This is a genomic window from Geodermatophilus sp. CPCC 206100, assembly GCF_048569675.1.
In the GTDB taxonomy this organism is placed as follows: Bacteria; Actinomycetota; Actinomycetes; order Mycobacteriales; family Geodermatophilaceae; genus Geodermatophilus.
Window position 1 is genome coordinate 1 of sequence record NZ_JAQISV010000069.1, and the last position, 18050, is coordinate 18050.

The 18050-nt window shown below is 76.1% G+C and carries 16 protein-coding genes; 13 read left to right on the top strand and 3 right to left on the bottom strand.

Annotated elements, in window-relative coordinates:
• A partial coding sequence (locus tag PGN05_RS23755) for an EAL domain-containing protein (RefSeq protein WP_419755049.1) occupies positions 1 to 1289 on the bottom strand: 1289 nt, incomplete at its 3' end.
• Between the two features lie 70 nt (positions 1290 to 1359).
• Complete coding sequence (locus tag PGN05_RS23760; RefSeq protein ID WP_419755050.1) at positions 1360 to 2205, bottom strand: EamA family transporter; 846 nt, start codon at positions 2203 to 2205, stop codon at positions 1360 to 1362.
• Between the two features lie 191 nt (positions 2206 to 2396).
• On the opposite strand from PGN05_RS23760, the gene pheS reads away from it, so the two are divergent.
• Genes pheS through PGN05_RS23775 form a run of 3 tightly spaced genes read left to right on the top strand, consistent with a single transcriptional unit; the run spans position 2397 to position 6781 of the window.
• Positions 2397 to 3479, top strand: coding sequence for a phenylalanine--tRNA ligase subunit alpha (gene pheS / locus PGN05_RS23765; RefSeq protein WP_419755051.1), 1083 nt, complete (start codon positions 2397 to 2399; stop codon positions 3477 to 3479).
• Between the two features lie 40 nt (positions 3480 to 3519).
• Positions 3520 to 5982, top strand: coding sequence for a phenylalanine--tRNA ligase subunit beta (gene pheT / locus PGN05_RS23770; protein ID WP_419755052.1), 2463 nt, complete (start codon positions 3520 to 3522; stop codon positions 5980 to 5982).
• Positions 5975 to 6781, top strand: a complete 807-nt coding sequence (locus PGN05_RS23775; RefSeq protein WP_419755053.1) for an SDR family NAD(P)-dependent oxidoreductase — start codon at positions 5975 to 5977, stop codon at positions 6779 to 6781. The genes pheT and PGN05_RS23775 overlap by 8 nt, the downstream gene beginning before the upstream one ends.
• Here PGN05_RS23775 and PGN05_RS23780 read toward each other — a convergent pair.
• Positions 6754 to 7641: an EamA family transporter gene (locus PGN05_RS23780; protein WP_419755054.1), complete on the bottom strand. Its 888-nt coding sequence runs from the start codon at positions 7639 to 7641 to the stop codon at positions 6754 to 6756. The two genes, PGN05_RS23775 and PGN05_RS23780, sit on opposite strands and share 28 nt — an antisense overlap.
• Before the next feature lie 62 nt (positions 7642 to 7703).
• Here PGN05_RS23780 and PGN05_RS23785 point away from each other — a divergent pair, with 62 nt between their 5' ends.
• From PGN05_RS23785 to tyrS, 10 genes are all read left to right on the top strand, one after another.
• Entirely contained in the window at positions 7704 to 8243 is a 540-nt protein-coding gene (locus PGN05_RS23785; RefSeq protein ID WP_419755055.1) for an Lrp/AsnC family transcriptional regulator, read from the top strand.
• Between the two features lie 158 nt (positions 8244 to 8401).
• The gene (argC, locus tag PGN05_RS23790; protein WP_419755056.1) at positions 8402 to 9439 is read left to right on the top strand and encodes an N-acetyl-gamma-glutamyl-phosphate reductase; all 1038 of its coding nucleotides are present in this window, start codon (positions 8402 to 8404) and stop codon (positions 9437 to 9439) included.
• Between the two features lie 25 nt (positions 9440 to 9464).
• Complete coding sequence (argJ, locus tag PGN05_RS23795; protein WP_419755057.1) at positions 9465 to 10616, top strand: bifunctional glutamate N-acetyltransferase/amino-acid acetyltransferase ArgJ; 1152 nt, start codon at positions 9465 to 9467, stop codon at positions 10614 to 10616.
• Positions 10613 to 11608 carry an acetylglutamate kinase gene (gene argB / locus PGN05_RS23800; RefSeq protein WP_419755058.1) on the top strand — a complete coding sequence of 332 codons (996 nt, stop codon included), beginning with the start codon at positions 10613 to 10615 and terminating at the stop codon, positions 11606 to 11608. The genes argJ and argB overlap by 4 nt, the downstream gene beginning before the upstream one ends.
• Complete coding sequence (locus PGN05_RS23805) at positions 11605 to 12786, top strand: acetylornithine transaminase (protein WP_419755059.1); 1182 nt, start codon at positions 11605 to 11607, stop codon at positions 12784 to 12786. The genes argB and PGN05_RS23805 overlap by 4 nt, the downstream gene beginning before the upstream one ends.
• Entirely contained in the window at positions 12783 to 13724 is a 942-nt protein-coding gene (argF, locus tag PGN05_RS23810) for an ornithine carbamoyltransferase (protein ID WP_419755060.1), read from the top strand. The genes PGN05_RS23805 and argF overlap by 4 nt, the downstream gene beginning before the upstream one ends.
• Positions 13721 to 14251, top strand: coding sequence for an arginine repressor (locus PGN05_RS23815; protein ID WP_419755061.1), 531 nt, complete (start codon positions 13721 to 13723; stop codon positions 14249 to 14251). The genes argF and PGN05_RS23815 overlap by 4 nt, the downstream gene beginning before the upstream one ends.
• A 2-nt stretch (positions 14252 to 14253) precedes the next feature.
• Entirely contained in the window at positions 14254 to 15690 is a 1437-nt protein-coding gene (argH, locus tag PGN05_RS23820) for an argininosuccinate lyase (protein WP_419755062.1), read from the top strand.
• Positions 15654 to 16343, top strand: a complete 690-nt coding sequence (locus tag PGN05_RS23825; protein ID WP_419755063.1) for a DNA-3-methyladenine glycosylase — start codon at positions 15654 to 15656, stop codon at positions 16341 to 16343. The genes argH and PGN05_RS23825 overlap by 37 nt, the downstream gene beginning before the upstream one ends.
• Complete coding sequence (gene tyrS / locus PGN05_RS23830) at positions 16336 to 17619, top strand: tyrosine--tRNA ligase (protein ID WP_419755064.1); 1284 nt, start codon at positions 16336 to 16338, stop codon at positions 17617 to 17619. The genes PGN05_RS23825 and tyrS overlap by 8 nt, the downstream gene beginning before the upstream one ends.
• The last annotated feature ends 431 nt before the right edge of the window (positions 17620 to 18050 follow it).

An 18050-nucleotide genomic window follows, 5' to 3' on the forward strand; every position in this document is an offset into this window, starting at 1 on the left:
GGCTCGGCGCCGCGCGGTGCGGGCACCCCGGCCGGCCGGGCGCCCGCGGGGCGGCGCGGCGCCACCCGGGCGAGCAGCGCGGCGGCGGCCCGGACGACGGTGTCGCGGTCGTAGGTCAGGGCGTACTCGAAGCGGCGGTCGGCGTCGGGACCGTCGTCGCCGAGGTCGCGAGCGAGCAGCGCGGCGGCGAAGTGCGGGCCGAGGACGGCGACGTCCCACTCGCCGCGGATCGGGTCCTCCGGTGCGAGGGCGGCTCCCCGCAGCCCCGGGAGGGGCTCGACCGGCAGGTCCTCGCCCAGCGCGCAGACGAACCCGGTGCGCTCGACCAGGTCGCGGTAGCGCTGGGTGGTGGACGGGGTGAAGTGGCGGGCCTCCTGGAAGGTGGCGGCCACGACCGACGCCGGGCCGAGCCGCAGCGCCTCCCGCTCCAGCTGCTTGGACAGCTCGATGAGCAGCGCCTTCGGTGCCTCGCGCAGCGCGACGGCCGGCGGCAGGCAGGCGAACGGCGAGCGGTCGGCGTCCGCGCTGAGCGGAGAGGCCTCCTGGGCGGGGAGCGCGAGGGCCCCGGTGACCGCTCCGGGGACCGGACCCGGACCGGGGCGGCCGAACAGCCAGCCCTGCCCGAGCGTGGCCCCGAGCGCGCGGGCCATGTGCAGGTGGCCGGCGTCCTCGATGCCCTCGGCCAGCACGACGGCGCCGGTGCGCTCGGCGTGCGCGTTGACCGCGTTCATGATCTCGGCGATCGCGGGGCCCGGCCGCTCCTGCACCAGGCGCAGGTCGAGCTTGACGACGTCCGGACGCAGCAGCGGCATGAACGCCAGCGACAGCGGCTCGGCGCCGACGTCGTCCACCGCGACGCCCCAGCCGGCCGCGCGCACCCGCTCCACCGTGCGCAGCAGCTCGGCGGGCCGGGTGGCCAGGGCGCGCTCGGTGATCTCGAGGACCACCCGCAGCCCGCCGGGCGCGGCGTCGGCGAGGGCGAGCAGGTCGCCCAGCGGCGCGGTGTCCAGGACCTCCGGCTCGACGTTGACGAAGAGGGTGACCGGCGCCCGGAGGCCCTGCCGGACGGCGCCGCGCAGGGCGGCCGAGCGGCAGGCCGCGTCCAGCTCGGCCAGCCGGCCGGCGGCGCGGGCGGCGGCGAACAGCGCGTCGGGCCGCTCCAGCGGGCCCTGCGGTCCGCGGGCGAGCGCCTCGTAGGCCACGACCCGGCCGGTGTCGAGCTCGATGATCGGCTGGAAGACGCTGCGGACGGCGTCGGTGGCGAGGACGTCGTCGATCGAGAGGACCACGGATCGGACATCGACCGCGGGAGCCCGGCTGTTGAGGCCGACGCCGCCCGCCTGCCCCGGAAGGGCGAGGTCAGGCCGGCAGCGCGATGAGGACGACGGCGGCGCCGGCGGCGGCCAGGCCGGCGACCTGGGTGCCCGCGAGCCGCTCGCGCAGCACCAGCTGCGCCAGGACCACGGTGCTCACCGGGTACAGCGAGGCGAGCACCCCGGTGATCGCCAGCTGGCCCTGCTGCGTGGCCAGGAGGAACAGCGCGTTGGCGGCCATGTCGGCGGCGCCGCCCAGCAGCACGATCGGCAGGACCGCGCGCGGCACGGTCAGCGACCGGCGGGCGGCCAGCGCGACCGCCACCACCATCGTCACCGACACCAGCCGGGCAGCGACCAGCGGGCTGAGCTCGGCGGCCTCCCGGGTGGGGTCCAGCAGCACGAAGAAGAACCCGAACCCGGCGCCGGCGGCCAGTGCGGGCGCGAGGCCGGCCGGGCGCGCGCCGCGCAGCGACCCCAGCCCCTCCTCGGCGGCCACCAGGACGACGGCGACCAGCGCCAGCGCGATGCCGACCGCCGCCCACCAGGCCAGCCGCTCGCCGAAGCCCAGGCCCACGACGACCGGGACGGCCGCGGCCGACACCGCGGTCACCGGGGCGACGGCGCTCATCACGCCGCCGGCCAGCGCCCGGTAGAACAGCACCAGCCCGGCGGCGCCGGCCACCCCCGCGGCGGCGCCCCACAGCAGGTCCGGCAGCGTCGGGGCCCCGCCGAGCCAAGGCAGCAGGAGCAGCAGCGCGGCCAGCCCCGCAGCCTGGGAGACGGCCACCACCGCGAAGGCGGTCGCCCGGCGGGTGGCCAGGCCGCCGACGAAGTCGGCCATGCCGTAGACCACCGCGCTGGCCAGCGCCAGCAGGACCGCCACACCCACCCCCGGACCGGTGCGCCCGGTGCGCGCCGTCCACCCGGTTCTAGCACCCGGTCGGGAGCGGCCCGCGGCTGCGCGGGGAGCGTGGCGGTCCCCGCGCGGAAGCTGGCACGCGCCCTGCGGTGCGGCGCCGGACCGGGCCGGCGGCAAACCCGGGCGCGACCCCCGGGGCCCGGCGGGCAGAATGGCCTCCCGTGTCTGGCGCCAACGACCCCTACGACCCCAAGCAGGTCGCCGCCCTCTCCGCCGAGGCCCTCGACGCCGCGGTCGCCGAGGCGGAGGAGGCCTTCGCGGCCGCGGCCGACCTCGCCGCGCTGGCCGCCGTCCGCCCCGCCCACCTGGGCGACCGTGCCCCGGTGCTGCTGGCCCGCCGCGAGCTGGGCGCGCTGCCCCCGGCCGCGCGCTCCGACGCCGGCAAGCGGGTCAACGCCGCCCGGGTCGCCGTCACCGAGGCGTACGAGACCCGGCGGGCCGAGCTGGAGGCCGAGCGCGACGCTCGGGTGCTGGCCGAGGAGCGGGTGGACGTGACCCTGCCCTGGGACCGCACGCCCCGCGGCGCCCGGCACCCGCTGACCACGCTGACCGAGCGGCTCGCCGACGTCTTCGTGGGCATGGGCTACGAGGTCGCCGAGGGGCCCGAGCTCGAGGCGGAGTGGCTGAACTTCGACGCGCTCAACATCGGCCGCGACCACCCGGCCCGCACGATGATGGACACGTTCTTCGTCGCGGGCGGGCCGGGCGGGGACGAGGACTCCGGCCTGGTGCTGCGCACGCACACCAGCCCGGTCCAGGCCCGCACGATGCTCTCCCGCACGCCGCCGATCTACGTCGTCGCGCCGGGCCGGGTCTACCGGACCGACGAGCTCGACGCGACGCACACCCCGGTCTTCCACCAGATCGAGGGCCTGGCCGTCGACCGCGGCCTGTCGATGGCGCACCTGCGCGGCACGCTGGACCACGTGGCGCGGATCCTCTTCGGCGCCGGGGCGCGCACCCGCTGGCGGCCGTCGTACTTCCCGTTCACCGAGCCCTCCGCCGAGGTCGACGTCTGGTTCCCCGAGCACCGCGACGGTCCGCGCTGGGTCGAGTGGGGCGGCTGCGGGATGGTCAACCCGCGGGTGCTGGTCGCCTGCGGGGTGGACCCCGACGAGTACAGCGGCTTCGCCTTCGGCCTGGGCATCGAGCGGGCCCTGCAGTTCCGGTCGGGCGTCGGCGACATGCGCGACATCGTCGAGGGCGACGTGCGGTTCACCAGCGCGTTCGCGTCCGAGCAGTGAGGCACCCGGTGGCATCGCGAACGAGCAGGACGGAGCAGCAGTGAGGGTCCCCATCGGCTGGCTGGCCGAGCACGTCGACCTCCCCGGCGACGTGGGCGTCGAGGACCTCGACACCGCCTTCGTGCGGCTCGGCCTCGAGGTGGAGGAGATCCACCGTCCCCAGGAGGTCACCGGGCCGCTCGTCGTCGGGCGGGTGCGTGAGATCGAGGAGCTGACCGGCTTCAAGAAGCCGATCCGCTACTGCCGGGTGGACACCGGCGAGCCGGAGCTGCGCGGCATCGTCTGCGGCGCGACCAACTTCGCGACCGGCGACGCCGTGGTCGTCGCCCTCCCCGGCGCGGTGCTGCCCGGCGGGTTCGCGATCGCCGCCCGGAAGACCTACGACCACGTCTCCGACGGGATGATCTGCTCGGCCCGGGAGCTGGGCATCGGCGAGGACCACGCCGGGATCCTGGTGCTCGGGGACGACGTCCCCGAGCCGGGCGCCCCGGCCGGCCCGGTGGTCGGGCTGGACGACGTCGTCATCGAGCTCGCGGTCACCCCCGACCGCGGCTACTGCCTCTCCATGCGCGGCATCGCCCGGGAGATGGGCACGGGCCTGGGCGTCGACTGGCGCGACCCGGGCGCGGCCACCCCGCCGGCCTGGTCGGGCGAGCCGGCCTGGGCGGTCACCGTCGAGGACGCCGGGCGCTGCGACCGCTTCTCGATGATCGCCCTCGAGGGCCTGGACCCGACGGCGCCGACGCCGTGGTGGATGCGCCGGCGCCTGGCCCAGTCCGGCGTCCGCAGCATCTCGCTGGCCGTCGACGTCACCAACTACGTGATGCTCGAGCTCGGCCAGCCGATGCACGCCTTCGACCGCGACCGGGTCACCGGGCCGATCGTCGTCCGCCGGGCCCGACCGGGGGAGCGGCTGACCACCCTGGACGGCGCCGACCGCGCGCTGGACGCCGACGACCTGCTCATCACCGACGACACCGGCCCGATCGGGCTGGCCGCGGTCATGGGTGGCGGGTCGACCGAGATCGGCGACGGGACGACGAACGTCCTGCTCGAGGCGGCGCACTGGGAGCCCACCGGCGTCGCCCGCACCGCGCGCCGCCACCGGCTGCCCAGCGAGGCGGCCAAGCGCTTCGAGCGCGGCGTGGACCCGGAGATGACGATGGTCGCCCTCGCCCGCGCCGCCGCCCTGCTCGGCGAGTTCGGCGGCGCGACCGTCGTCGGCACCCCGGTGGACGTCGACACCCGCGGGCCGCGGCCGGCCATCCTCCTCGACCCCGCGCTGCCCGGCCGGGTCGCGGGCGTCGCGTACCCGCCGCAGCAGGTCGTCGAGCTGCTCGCCGCGGTCGGCTGCACGGTCGACGGGGACGGCGACCCGTTCACCGTCACCCCGCCGTCCTGGCGCCCGGACCTCACCGACCCCGCGGACCTCGTGGAGGAGGTGGTGCGGCTGGCCGGCTACGACGACGTCCCCTCGGTGCTGCCCACCGCCCCGCCCGGGCGGGGCCTCACCGAGGCCCAGCGCCGCCGCCGGGCCGTCGGCCGCGCCCTGGCCGAGGCCGGCTACGTCGAGGCGCCGTCCTACCCCTTCGTCGGCACCCCGGCGCTGGACGCCCTGGGCCTGGCCGCCGACGACCCGCGCCGCCAGGTCGTGCTGGTCCGCAACCCGCTGTCGGAGGAGGAGCCGGCGCTGCGGACCACGCTGCTGCCCGGCCTCCTGGCGACGCTGGCCCGCAACCTCTCCCGCGGGCAGCGCGACCTCGCCCTCTTCGAGCACGGCTCGGTCTTCCCGGGCGGGGTGCGCCGCCCCGCGCCGCTGCCCGGGGTGGACCGGCGTCCGGACGACGAGACGCTGGCGGCGCTGCTGGGGGCGGTGCCCGACCAGCCGTGGCACGTGGCCATCGCGCTGGCCGGCAACCGCGAGCCGCGCGGGTGGTGGGGTCCGGGCCGCCCGGCGGTCTGGGCCGACGCGGTGCAGGCCGCCCGGCTGGTGGCCGCCGCCGCCGGGGTCGAGCTGACCGTCCGCGCCGGCGACCGCGCGCCGTGGCACCCGGGCCGCTGCGCCGAGCTGCTGGCCGGGGAGCGGGTGGTCGGTCACGCCGGGGAGCTGCACCCGCGGGTGTGCGCGGCGCTGGACCTGCCGGCCCGGACCTCGGTCATGGAGCTGGACGTCGACGCGCTGCCGGCCGCCGCGGTGCCCGTGGGCCCGTACGTGTCCACCTTCCCGCCGGTGCTGGTCGACGTCGCGCTCGTCGTCCGCGACGACGTGCCGGCCGCCGACGTCGACGCCGCCCTGCGCGCCGGGGCGGGGGAGCTGCTGGAGTCGCTGCGGCTGTTCGACGTCTACACCGGCCCGCCGGTGCCGGCCGGCTCCCGCTCGCTCGCCTACGCGCTGACCCTGCGCGCGCCCGACCGGACGCTGACCAGCGAGGAGGCGACCGCGGTGCGCGACACCGCCGTCGCGGCCGCCGCCGAGCGCACCGGGGCCGAGCTCCGTGCCTGATCCGGGCGGTCAGGTCGCGCTGGTCACGGGGGCCTCGACCGGGATCGGGCGGCACCTGGCGCACGGGCTGGCCGCCCGCGGCGCGGCGGTCGTGGGCCTGGCCCGCAGCGCCGACCGGCTGGCCGCGGCGATGGACGACGTCGCCGCGGCCACCGGCGCCCGCACGCTCGCCGTGGCCGCCGACGTCACCGACCGGGCCGCGGTGGCCGACGCCGTCGCCCGCGCGGAGGCCGAGTTCGGCCGGATCGACCTGCTGGTCAACAACGCCGGGCTCATGGACGCCGCCGAGGTGCCCGTCTGGCAGGCCGACCCCGACGACTGGTGGGCCGTGGTGGCCAGCCACGTCCGCGGGCCGCACCTGCTGGTGTCCGCGGTCGTCCCGGGCATGGTGGCGCGCGGCAGCGGCCGGGTGGTCAACCTGGCCAGCGGCCTGTCCACCCGGGGCGGGCCGATCTACACCGCGTACTCGGTCGGCAAGACCGCGCTGATGCGGCTGACCGAGGACCTCGCCGCCGGACTGACCGGCACCGGCGTCAGCGCCTTCGACCTCGCTCCGGGCGTGGTCCGGACCGACATGTCCACCCGGATGTCGATCCACCGCGACCGCACCGACTGGACCGAGCCGGAGGACGTCGTGGCGCTGGTCGCCGCGATCGGTTCCGGGCAGCTGGACGCGTGGTCGGGGCGGTTCCTGCGGGCCGGCGTCGACGACCCCGCCGTGCTCGCCGGCCTGCGCCCGGAGGGCGAGGCCCGGCAGCTGCGCCTGCGCGCCTACGGGGACGGCGACCCGGTCGCCTGATCCGGCTGGCGGTGCAGCGCCACGGCGGCGACGACGAGGGCCACGCCGAGCGCCTCGGGCAAGCTCGGCACCTGGGCCAGCACGATGACGCCGACCACCGTGGCGGTCGCGGGCAGCAGGGCCACGAGCAGCGCGTAGGTCGCCCGCGGGAGGCGGGCCATCGCCAACTGGTCGCAGACGTAGGGGATCACCGAGGAGGTCACCCCGACGCCGAGCCCGGCCAGCAGCGCGACCGGGTCGAGGGCCGCGACGGCGGCGTCGGCGATGCCCAGGGGGAGGGCCATGGCGGCGGCGACGAGCATCGCCAGCGCGAGCCCGTCGATGCCGGGCAGCCGATCGCTGCGCGCCACCCGGTGCGCCAGCACGATGTAGGCGGCGAACAGCAGCGCGTTGGCCGCGGCGAGGACGAACCCGGCCGGCTCCCCGGACAGCCGCACGTCGGTCAGCAGGTACACCCCGCCCGCGGCGGCCAGGAGGGCGGCGAGGTTGCGGCCGGTGCGGGCGCCGAGCGCGGCCAGGGCCACCACGGGGAGGAACTCGATCGCGGCCACCGTGGCCAGCGGCAGCCGCTCGATGGCCAGGTAGAAGCAGGCGTTCATCACCGCGAGGACGGCTCCCCAGGCCAGCAGCAGCCGCCGCGTCCTCCCGTCCAGCCCGCGCAGGACCCGCCAGGGCCGCCGCCACACCGCGAAGACCAGGGCCGCGGAGGCGATCCGGAGCCAGGCCACGCCGAGGGCCTCCGCGCGGGCGAAGAGGAGCACCGCCCACGCGGGGCCGAGGTAGTGGAAGACCGCGCTCACCACGAACCAGGCGTGCGGCGGCACCCGCGCCACGCCCGTCCGTCGTCCCGTCTCGTGCACGGCTCCAGCGTGGGAGGCCGGGGAGGCGGGCACCATGCGCGATCGAAGGCCAGGATGGCCGCATGGCAACGCGTCGCGCGCCTCGCGTGCGCACCGACCTCCCGGACGGGAGGTCTCTGCTGGACGAGGTGAACCGGGAGCTGCTGCGGCTGCTCGACGAGGACCCGCGGCGCAGCGCCGCCGACCTGGCCCGCCGCGTGCGGATGTCGCCTCCGGCGGTCCGGGAGCGGGTGGCCCGGCTGGAGTCGGCCGGCGTCATCCGCGGCTACCGGCTGGACGTCGATCCCGCGGCCGTGGGGCTCCCCGTCGCCGCGTGGGTGCGGGTCCGCCCCGGCCCGGGCCAGCTCCCGCGGGTCGCCGAGCTGGCCGCCCGGGTGCCGGAGGTCGCCGAGTGCCACCGCGTCTCGGGCGAGGACTGCTTCCTGCTGCGCGTGCACGTGCCCTCGATCCAGGCCCTCGAGGGAGTGCTCGACCAGTTCCTCCTGCACGGGCAGACGACGACGTCGATCGTCGTGGGGACGCCCGTGCCGGTCCGCCTGCCGGCGCCCGGCGGCCCGGCCGGGGACGGCGGCTCGGCCGGGGACGGCGACCCGCCCGGCTGACCCAGGGGGCGCCGGAGCCGGGGAGAGGTGTCCCGGGCGTGCTCGTGCTCTGCCCCCACCGGTGGGCAGAGCACGACGTTCGGCAGACCACCGTGGGCCGGCCGCCTCCCCGAACACCCCGATGAACAGTCATGCATGGTCGTGTATGGTCATGCACCATGACAGGGCAGACGTGGACGGTCGGGGTCACCGGCGCCACCGGGTACGCGGGGGGAGAGGTGTGCCGGCTGCTCGCCGGGCACCCGCAGCTCCGCTTGGCCGGGGTGCACGCCAACTCGAGCGCCGGCCGACGCCTGGGTGAGCTGCAGCCGCACCTGCTGCCCTACGCCGACCTCGAGGTCCGGCCCAGCGACGCGTCGAGCCTGACCGGCTACGACGTCGTCGTCCTGGCCCTGCCGCACGGGGAGTCGGCGGCGATCGCGGCGCAGCTCTCCGACGACACGCTGGTCATCGACTGCGGCGCCGACCACCGGCTCAACGACCCCGCGGCGTGGGCGCGGTGGTACGGCGGGGAGCACGCGGGCACGTGGCCGTACGGCCTGCCCGAGCTGCCCGGCCAGCGGGAGCAGCTGGCCGGCGCCCGGCGGATCGCCGTCCCCGGCTGCTATCCGACCTCGGTCACCCTCGCGATGGCTCCCGCGCTGGCCGCGGGCCTGGTCGACCCGGACGTGGTCGTGGTCGCGGCCAGCGGCACGAGCGGCGCGGGCAAGGCGGCCAAGCCGCACCTGCTGGGCAGCGAGGTCATGGGCTCGGTCAGCGCCTACGGCGTGGGCGGGGTGCACCGGCACACGCCGGAGATGGTGCAGGGGCTCTCGCAGGCCGCCGGCTCCGACGTCACCGTCAGCTTCACCCCGACGCTGGTGCCGATGAGCCGGGGGATCCTGGCCACCTGCTCGGCGCGGCTGGCCCCGGGCGCCGACGCCGGCACCGCGCGGGCCGCCTACGAGAAGGCCTACGCCGACGAGCCGTTCGTCCACCTGCTCCCGGAGGGCCAGTGGCCGACGACGGCGCAGGTGCTGGGCGCCAACACCGTCGCGCTGCAGGTCGCCGTCGACCCCGACGCCGGCCGGCTGGTCGTCGTCGCCGCGGTCGACAACCTCACCAAGGGCACCGGGGGAGCGGCTCTCCAGTGCGCCAACCTCGCCCTCGGCCTGCCCGAGACGACCGGCCTGCCGCTCGTGGGGGTCGCGCCGTGACCATCAACGCACCAGAGGATGCCCAGTGACGACGACCGCCCCGAAGGGGTTCCGGGCCGCCGGGATCGCCGCCGGCCTCAAGAGCAGCGGCGCGAACGACGTCGCCCTGGTCGTCAACGACGGCCCGGACGACGCCGCCGCGGCGGTCTTCACCACCAACCGCTTCCCGGCCGCGCCGGTGCAGTGGAGCCGGCAGGTGCTGGCCACCGGCCGGGCCAGGGCGGTGGTGCTCAACTCCGGTGGCGCCAACGCCTGCACCGGCACCGCGGGCTTCCAGGACACCCACGCCACCGCCGAGCACGTGGCGGGCGAGCTGGGCATCGGCGCGATCGACGTCGCCGTCGCCTCCACCGGGCTGATCGGCGTCCGGCTGCCGATGGACCGGCTGACCGCCGGGGTCAGCGCGGCGGCGAAGGCGCTGTCCGAGGACGGTGGGCCGGACGCCGCGCTGGCGATCATGACCACCGACAGCGTGCCCAAGACGACGGTGCAGCAGCGCGACGGCTGGTGCGTAGGCGGCATGGCCAAGGGCGCCGGCATGCTCGCGCCCAGCCTGGCCACGATGCTCGTCGTCCTCACCACCGACGCGGTGGTGGACGCCGGCACGCTGCAGACCGCGCTCGGGCAGGCGACGAGCGTCAGCTTCGAGCGGGTGGACTCCGACGGCTGCCTGTCCACCAACGACACGGTGATCGTCCTGGCCTCCGGCGCCAGCGGGATCACCCCGAGCGCGGAGGAGGTCACCGAGGCGCTCACCGCCGCGGCCACCGACCTGGCCATGCAGCTGCTGGCCGACGCCGAGGGCTCGACCAAGGACATCGCGATCACCGTCCGCAACGCGGCCAGCGTCGAGGACGCCCTCACCGCCGGCCGCGCCTGCGCCCGCAACAACCTGCTCAAGACGGCGCTGTTCGGCAACGACCCCAACTGGGGCCGGGTGCTGGCCGCGATCGGCACCACCGACGCCGCCTTCGAGCCCGACCGGGTCGACGTCACGATCAACGGGGTCACCGTCTGCCGCGGCGGGGCCATCGGCGATCCGCGGGAGGGCGTGGACCTCACCGGTCGCGCCATCACCATCGACGTGGACCTGGGGGCCGGCACCGAGCAGGCCACCATCTGGACCAACGACCTGTCCCTCGCCTACGTGCACGAGAACTCGGCCTACTCCACATGAGCACCGACACCGCCCAGGACCCCACCCCGCCCGACGTCCGCGTCGACGAGCTCGGCTCGCCCCGCCGGGTCGGCACGACCCGGGTGATGCGCACCCACGACCCGGAGGGCGACCGGCTCAAGGTCGGCGTCCTCACCGGGGCGCTGCCGTGGCTCAAGGAGTTCCACGGCAACGTCGTCGTCATCAAGTACGGCGGGCACGCGATGGTGGACGACGAGTGCCGCCGGGCCTTCGCCGAGGACATGGTCTTCCTGCGCACCTGCGGCATCCAGCCGGTCGTGGTGCACGGCGGGGGTCCGCAGATCACCGAGATGCTGGGCCGGCTCGGCATCGACAGCGAGTTCCGCGGCGGGCTGCGGGTGACCACGCCCGAGACGATCGACGTCGTCCGGATGGTGCTCACCGGCCAGGTCACCCCCGAGGTGGTCGGCCTGGTCAACCAGCACGGCCCGCTCGCGGTCGGCCTCTCCGGCGAGGACGGCGGCCTGTTCACCGCGGCGCGCACGCACGCCCTCGTCGACGGCCGGCCGGTGGACGTCGGCCTGGTCGGTGACGTGGTCGCCGTCGACCCGACCCCGGTCCGTGCGCTGCTGGCGTCCGGGCACATCCCGGTGGTGGCCACGGTCGCGCCGGACGCCGACGGCGTGGTGCACAACGTCAACGCCGACACCGCCGCGGCCGCCCTCGCGGTGGCCCTGGACGCGGTGAAGCTCGTCGTCCTCACCGACGTCGAGGGGCTCTACGCGGACTGGCCCGACCGCGACTCCCTGGTGCAGCAGATCGACGCCGCCGAGCTGGCCGAGATCCTGCCGACCCTGGACGCCGGGATGGTGCCGAAGATGGCCGCCTGCCTGCGGGCGGTCAACGGCGGGGTGAAGCGCGCGACCGTGGTCGACGGCCGCGCGCCGCACGCCCTGCTGCTGGAGATGTTCACGACCGAGGGAACCGGGACCATGGTGGTCCCGGCCCGCACCGGGGAGGAGCCGGCATGACCCACACGGAGGAGCTGGCCACCCGCTGGTCGGCCGTGATGATGGGCAACTACAGGACCCCGCCGGTGGCGCTCGCGCGCGGCGCGGGGGCGACCGTCTGGGACGTCGACGGCCGCGAGTACACCGACCTGCTCGGCGGCATCGCCACGACGATCCTCGGCCACGCCCACCCGCGGGTGGTGGAGGCGATCACCCGGCAGGCGCAGACCCTCGGGCACGTCTCCAACTTGGCGATGCACGAGCCGGGGGTGCTGCTCGCCGAGCGGCTGCTGGAGCTGGCCGGCCGGCCCGGGCGGGTCTTCTTCTGCAACTCCGGCGCCGAGGCCAACGAGGCGGCGTTCAAGCTCAGCCGGCTGACCGGCCGGCCCGAGGTGGTCACCGCGGAGGGCTCCTTCCACGGCCGCACCATGGGCGCGCTCGCGCTCACCGGCCAGCCGGGCAAGGCCGACGCCTTCGCCCCCCTGCCCGGCGGCGTCCGGTACGTGCCCTACGGCGACACCGGCGCGCTGGGCGCCGCGGTCGGCGACCGGACGGCGATGGTGCTGCTGGAGCCGATGCTCGGCGAGGGCGGCGTGCTGCCCGCGCCGGCCGGCTACCTGACCGCCGCCGCCGAGACCGCGCGGGACGCCGGCGCGCTGTTCGCCGTCGACGAGGTGCAGACCGGCACCGGCCGCACCGGGCACTGGTTCGCGCACCAGGCCGACGGCCTGCAGCCCGACGTCATCACCCTGGCCAAGGCCCTGGGCGGCGGCCTGCCGATCGGCGCCACGCTGGCGTTCGGGCCCGCGGCCGAGCTGATGACGGCCGGCTCGCACGGCTCCACCTTCGGCGGCAACCCGATCGCCGCGGCCGCCGCGCTGGCCGTCCTGGACACCATCCGCGACGAGGGGCTGCTGGAGCGGGCCAAGGAGCTCGAGCACCGGTTCACCGCCGGCATCGAGGGCCTCGGGCACGCGGCGGTCAGCGGCGTGCGGGGCCGGGGCGCCCTGCTCGGCGTCGTCCTGACCGCGCCGGTCGCCGCCGCGCTGGAGGCCGTCCTCCGGGACGCCGGCTTCCTGACCAACGCGGTGGCGCCGGACGTGCTGCGGCTGGCGCCGTCCCTGGTGCTGACCGACGCGCAGGTCGACGCCTTCGTCGCGGCCCTGCCCGCCGCTCTCGACGTGGCGGTCCAGCAGTGACCCGGCACTTCCTGCGCGACGACGACCTCACCCCGGCCGAGCAGGCCGAGGTGCTGGCGCTGGCCGCCGAGCTGAAGCGCACCCGGCACACCGCCGGGGCGCCGACGCCGCTGGCCGCGCCGAACGGGGTCCCGCGGGCCGTGGCGGTGCTGTTCGACAAGCCCTCCACGCGCACCCGGGTGTCGTTCTCGATCGGCGTCGCCGAGCTCGGCGGGTACCCGCTGGTCATCGACGCCGGGTCCAGCCAGCTGGGCCGCGGTGAGCCGATCGAGGACACCACCCGCGTGCTCGACCGGCAGGCCGCCGCCATCGTCTGGCGCACCTTCGGCCAGGACCGCATCGAGGCGATGGCCGCGGTCAGCCGGGTGCCGGTGGTCAACGCCCTCACCGACGAGTTCCACCCCTGCCAGATCCTGGCCGACCTGCAGACGGTGGCCGAGCGGCAGGGTCGGCTGTCGGGTCTGACCCTGACCTACCTCGGCGACGGCGCCAACAACATGGCGCACTCCTACCTGCTGGGCGGGGCGACCGCCGGCATGCACGTCCGGATCGGCTCCCCGGCGGGCTACCAGCCGGACAAGGCCGTGCTCGAGCGCTCCGAGGAGATCGCCTCCGGGACCGGCGGCTCGGTGCTGTGGACCGCCGACCCCGCGGCCGCCGCCGACGGCGCCGACGTCCTGGCCACCGACACCTGGGTGTCCATGGGGCAGGAGGACGAGTACGAGGCGCGGATCGCGCCGTTCCTGCCCTACGCCGTGGACGACGCCGCGCTGGCCCGGGCCGCCGGCGACGCGGTGGTGCTGCACTGCCTGCCCGCCTACCGCGGCAAGGAGATCGCGGCCGACGTGATGGACGGGCCGCAGAGCGCGATCTGGGACGAGGCCGAGAACCGGCTGCACGCCCAGAAGGCGCTGCTGGTCTGGCTGCTGTCCCGATGACCTCGACCATGACCCGGTCGGCCCGGCAGGCCCGCATCCGCGAGCTGATCGAGGACCGGCCGGTCACCTCGCAGAGCCAGCTGGCGGCCCTGCTCGCCGAGTCGGGCATCGAGGTCACGCAGGCCACGCTCTCGCGGGACCTGGAGGAGCTGGGTGCGGTCAAGCTGCGTGGCTCGGACGGCGCCCCGGCGTCCTACGTGCTGCCGCCGGAGAACGCCCCGCTGCGGCCGGCCCAGGCCGCCCCGGCGCGGCTGATCCGGCTGCTGGCCGACCTGCTGACCAGCGCGGAGGGCAGCGCGAACCTGGCCGTCGTCCGGACGCCGCCGGGCGCCGCGCAGTTCCTCGCCTCCGCGCTGGACAAGGTGGGCCTCCCCGACGTCCTGGGCACGATCGCGGGGGACGACACTCTCCTGGTCGTGTCCCGTGCGCCCGACGGCGGCCCGGCGCTGGCCGGCCGGCTGCGGGCGCTGGCCGAGCGCTCGCCGGCCGTGTACCCCGAACTGCACGCAGACCTGGGAGAGAACTGATCGTGACCTCGGCACCCTCGGGGACCCGGCTCTGGGGCGGCCGCTTCGGCGGCGGCCCCTCGACCGCGCTGGCCGCGCTGTCGAAGTCGACCTCGTTCGACTGGAAGCTCGCGCCGTTCGACCTGGCCGGCTCCCGGGCGCACGCCCGCGTCCTGCACCGGGCCGGTCTGCTCGCCGACGACGAGCTGGAGCAGATGCTCGGCGCGCTGACCGAGCTGTCCGCCGAGGTCGCGGCCGGCACGTTCGTCGCGGTCGAGTCCGACGAGGACGTCCACGAGGCGCTCGAGCGGGGGCTGTCGGAGAAGCTCGGCGTGCTGGGCGGCAAGCTCCGCGCCGGCCGCAGCCGCAACGACCAGATCGCCACCGACCTGCGGCTGTACCTGCGGCACTCCGTCCGCACCCTGGTCGGCGAGCTCGCCTCGCTGGAGTACGCGCTGGTCGGGCTGGCCGAGCGGTACGCCGACGTCGCGGCGCCGGGCATGACGCACCTGCAGCACGCCCAGCCGGTGCTGTTCGCCCACCAGCTGCTGGCGCACGCCCACGCGCTGTCCCGGGACGTCGACCGGCTGCGCGACTGGGACCGCCGGGCCGCCGTCAGCCCCTACGGCTCCGGTGCGCTGGCGGGCTCGTCACTGCCGCTGGACCCGGACGCCGTCGCCGCCGAGCTCGGCTTCGACCGGGCCTCGGACAACTCCATCGACGGCGTCAGCGACCGCGACTTCGCCGCCGAGTTCTGCTTCGCCGCGGCGCTGATCGGCGTGCACCTGTCCCGGCTGGGGGAGGAGGTCGTGCTCTGGACGTCGACCGAGTTCGGCTGGGCCCGCCTCGACGACGCGTACGCGACCGGGTCGTCGATCATGCCGCAGAAGAAGAACCCCGACATCGCCGAGCTGGCCCGCGGCAAGTCCGGCCGGTTCGTGGGCAACCTGACCGGGCTGCTCACCATGCTCAAGGGCCTGCCGCTGGCCTACGACCGGGACCTGCAGGAGGACAAGGAGCCGGTCTTCGACTCGATGGAGCAGCTGCTGCTCCTCCTCCCCGCGGTCACCGGCATGATGGCGACGCTGACGCTGCGCCCCGAGGTGCTCGAGGCCGCCGCCCCGCAGGGCTTCGCCCTGGCCACCGACGTCGCCGAGTGGCTGGTGCGGCAGGGCGTGCCGTTCCGGTCGGCGCACGAGATCAGCGGTGCGCTCGTCGCCTTCTGCGAGGAGGCCGGCCTCGAGCTCGACCAGCTGGACGACGACCAGCTCGCCGGCATCGACGAGCGGCTCACCCCCGACGTCCGCTCGGTGCTCACCGTCCGCGGCGCGCTGGCGGCCCGCAGCGCGCGGGGCGGAACCGCGCCGGAGCGGGTCGCCGGACAGCTGTCCTCGCTCGCCGAGCAGGCGCGCCGGCACACCGAGTGGGCGTCGTCCTCGCCCGTGGCGGCGGCGCTCTGACCGGACCGTCGCCCGGGCCGCTGCTCACCGCCGACGAGCTGCTCGGGCCGCCGGACGCCGTGGCGCCCACCCTGCTCGGCTGCTGGCTGGTCACCGACCGCCCGGAGGGGCGGGTGGCGCTGCGGCTCACCGAGGTCGAGGCCTACGCCGGGAACGGCACCGACCCCGCCGCGCACTCCCACCGGGGCCCGACCCCGCGCGCGGAGATCATGTTCGGCCCGCCCGGGCGGCTCTACGTGTACTTCAGCTACGGCGTGCACTGGTGCGCCAACGTCGTCGTCGGCCGGGAGGGCGAGGGGTCGGCGGTGCTGCTGCGCGCCGGCGACGTCGTGGCGGGGGATGAGCTGGCCCGCGCCCGCCGGCCGGCCGCCCGGACGGCGCGGGACCTCGCCGGGGGGCCGGCCCGGCTCACCCAGGCCCTCGCCATCGGCCCCGGGGACAAGGCCGCCGACCTGCTCTCCGCGGACAGCGCCGTCCGGCTGCACCGGGGCCCGGCACCGGCCGCGGTGTCCGCCGGCCCCCGGGTCGGGATCAGCGTCGCGACCGAGCTGCCGTGGCGCTTCTGGGAGACCGGAGCGGCGTCGGTGAGCCCGTTCCGGGCAGGGGGTCCGCGGCGGCGCCCGGCGGGCAGGCAGGATCGACTCCGTGACTGATGTGATCTCCGAGCTGCACCGCCGCGGGCTGATCGCCCAGAGCACCGACGAGGACGCCCTGCGCGCCGCTCTCGCGGCCGGACCGGTCACCTACTACTGCGGCTTCGACCCCACCGCGCCGAGCCTGCACGTCGGCCACCTCGTGCAGTTCATGGTGCTGCGCGCCCTCCAGCGGGCCGGGCACCAGCCGATCGTGCTCGTCGGCGGCGCGACGGGGCTGATCGGCGACCCACGCCCCACGTCCGAGCGCCAGCTCAACGACCGCGGGACGGTGGCCGGCTGGGTGGACAGCATCCGTCGCCAGGTCGCCCCCTTCCTGGACCTGCCGGCCGAGCGCGACGGGCTCCGGGCGCCGCTGTACGTGGACAACCTGGACTGGACCTCGCCGCTGACCGCGATCGACTTCCTCCGCGAGATCGGCAAGCACTTCCGCGTCGGCCGGATGCTGGCCAAGGAGGCGGTCTCGGCCCGGCTGAACTCCGAGGCCGGGATCAGCTACACCGAGTTCAGCTACCAGATCCTGCAGGCCAACGACTTCCGCGAGCTCTTCCTCCGCCACGGCTGCACGCTGCAGAGCGGGGGCTCCGACCAGTGGGGCAACCTCACCGCGGGCATCGACCTGGTCCGCCGTACCGAGGGCGCCACGGTGCACGCGCTGTCCACCCCGCTCGTGACGAAGTCCGACGGCACGAAGTTCGGCAAGAGCGAGGGCGGCACGGTCTGGCTGGACCCCTCGCTCACCTCGCCCTACGCGTTCTTCCAGTTCTGGCTGAACGCCGACGACGCCGACGCCCGGACCTGGCTGCCCCTGTTCTCCGAGCGACCCACCGAGGAGGTCGAGGCCCTGGTCGCCGAGAGCACCGAGCGGCCGGCGGCGCGCGCCGCGCAGCGGGCACTGGCCGAGGAGCTGACGCTGCTGGTGCACGGGCCCGACGAGCTGCGCCAGGCCGAGGCGGCCGGGCGGGCACTGTTCGGCCGGGAGGACCTCGACACCCTCGGGCCGGACACCCTGGGCGCCGCCCTCCGCGAGGCGGGCAGCGTGACCGTCGACGGTGACACCCCGACCGTCGCCCAGCTGATGCAGCAGACCGGCCTGGTCGCCAGCCTGTCGGAGGCGCGGCGCACGGTGAAGGAGGGCGGGGCCTACCTGAACAACGAGCGGGTGACCGACCCCGACGCCGTCCCCGGGGACGACGCGTGGCTGCCCGGAGGCTGGCTGGTCCTGCGGCGCGGCAAGCGCTCCGTGGCCGGCGTGCAGCGCCGGATCCCGACCTGACCTGCGGGGAAACAGCCGGGAACGGGCCGGTTGCGCGGGGGTGTCCGGCGTCACCGGGTACCGGTTTGACACCCGCATCCCACGCACGTAACTTTCTCTCTGCGCCCGGCGAGACCGGGCGGGACGCGGGGAGACATCCCGGGGCCCGCCGGTTGGACCGGGTGCCGATCGCTCAGCCGACTGGCGGGACGCGGGAACGACTCCCGGGGAACGACGGTCGTACTGGGCGCCGCCGCCCGACGCGGACGGCCAGGGTCACAGCACCCCGGCTTGACAGACGCGGAGAGCGGCGTAACGTAGAAAAGCCGCCAGGGACGAAGCCCGGAAGGGTCGAGTGTCTGCGCGTCCGCTCCTTGAGAACTCAACAGCGTGCCGAAAGTCAGTGCCAAGTAACAACCCCTTTTTGTGGGTTTCTTTGGGTTGATTGATCG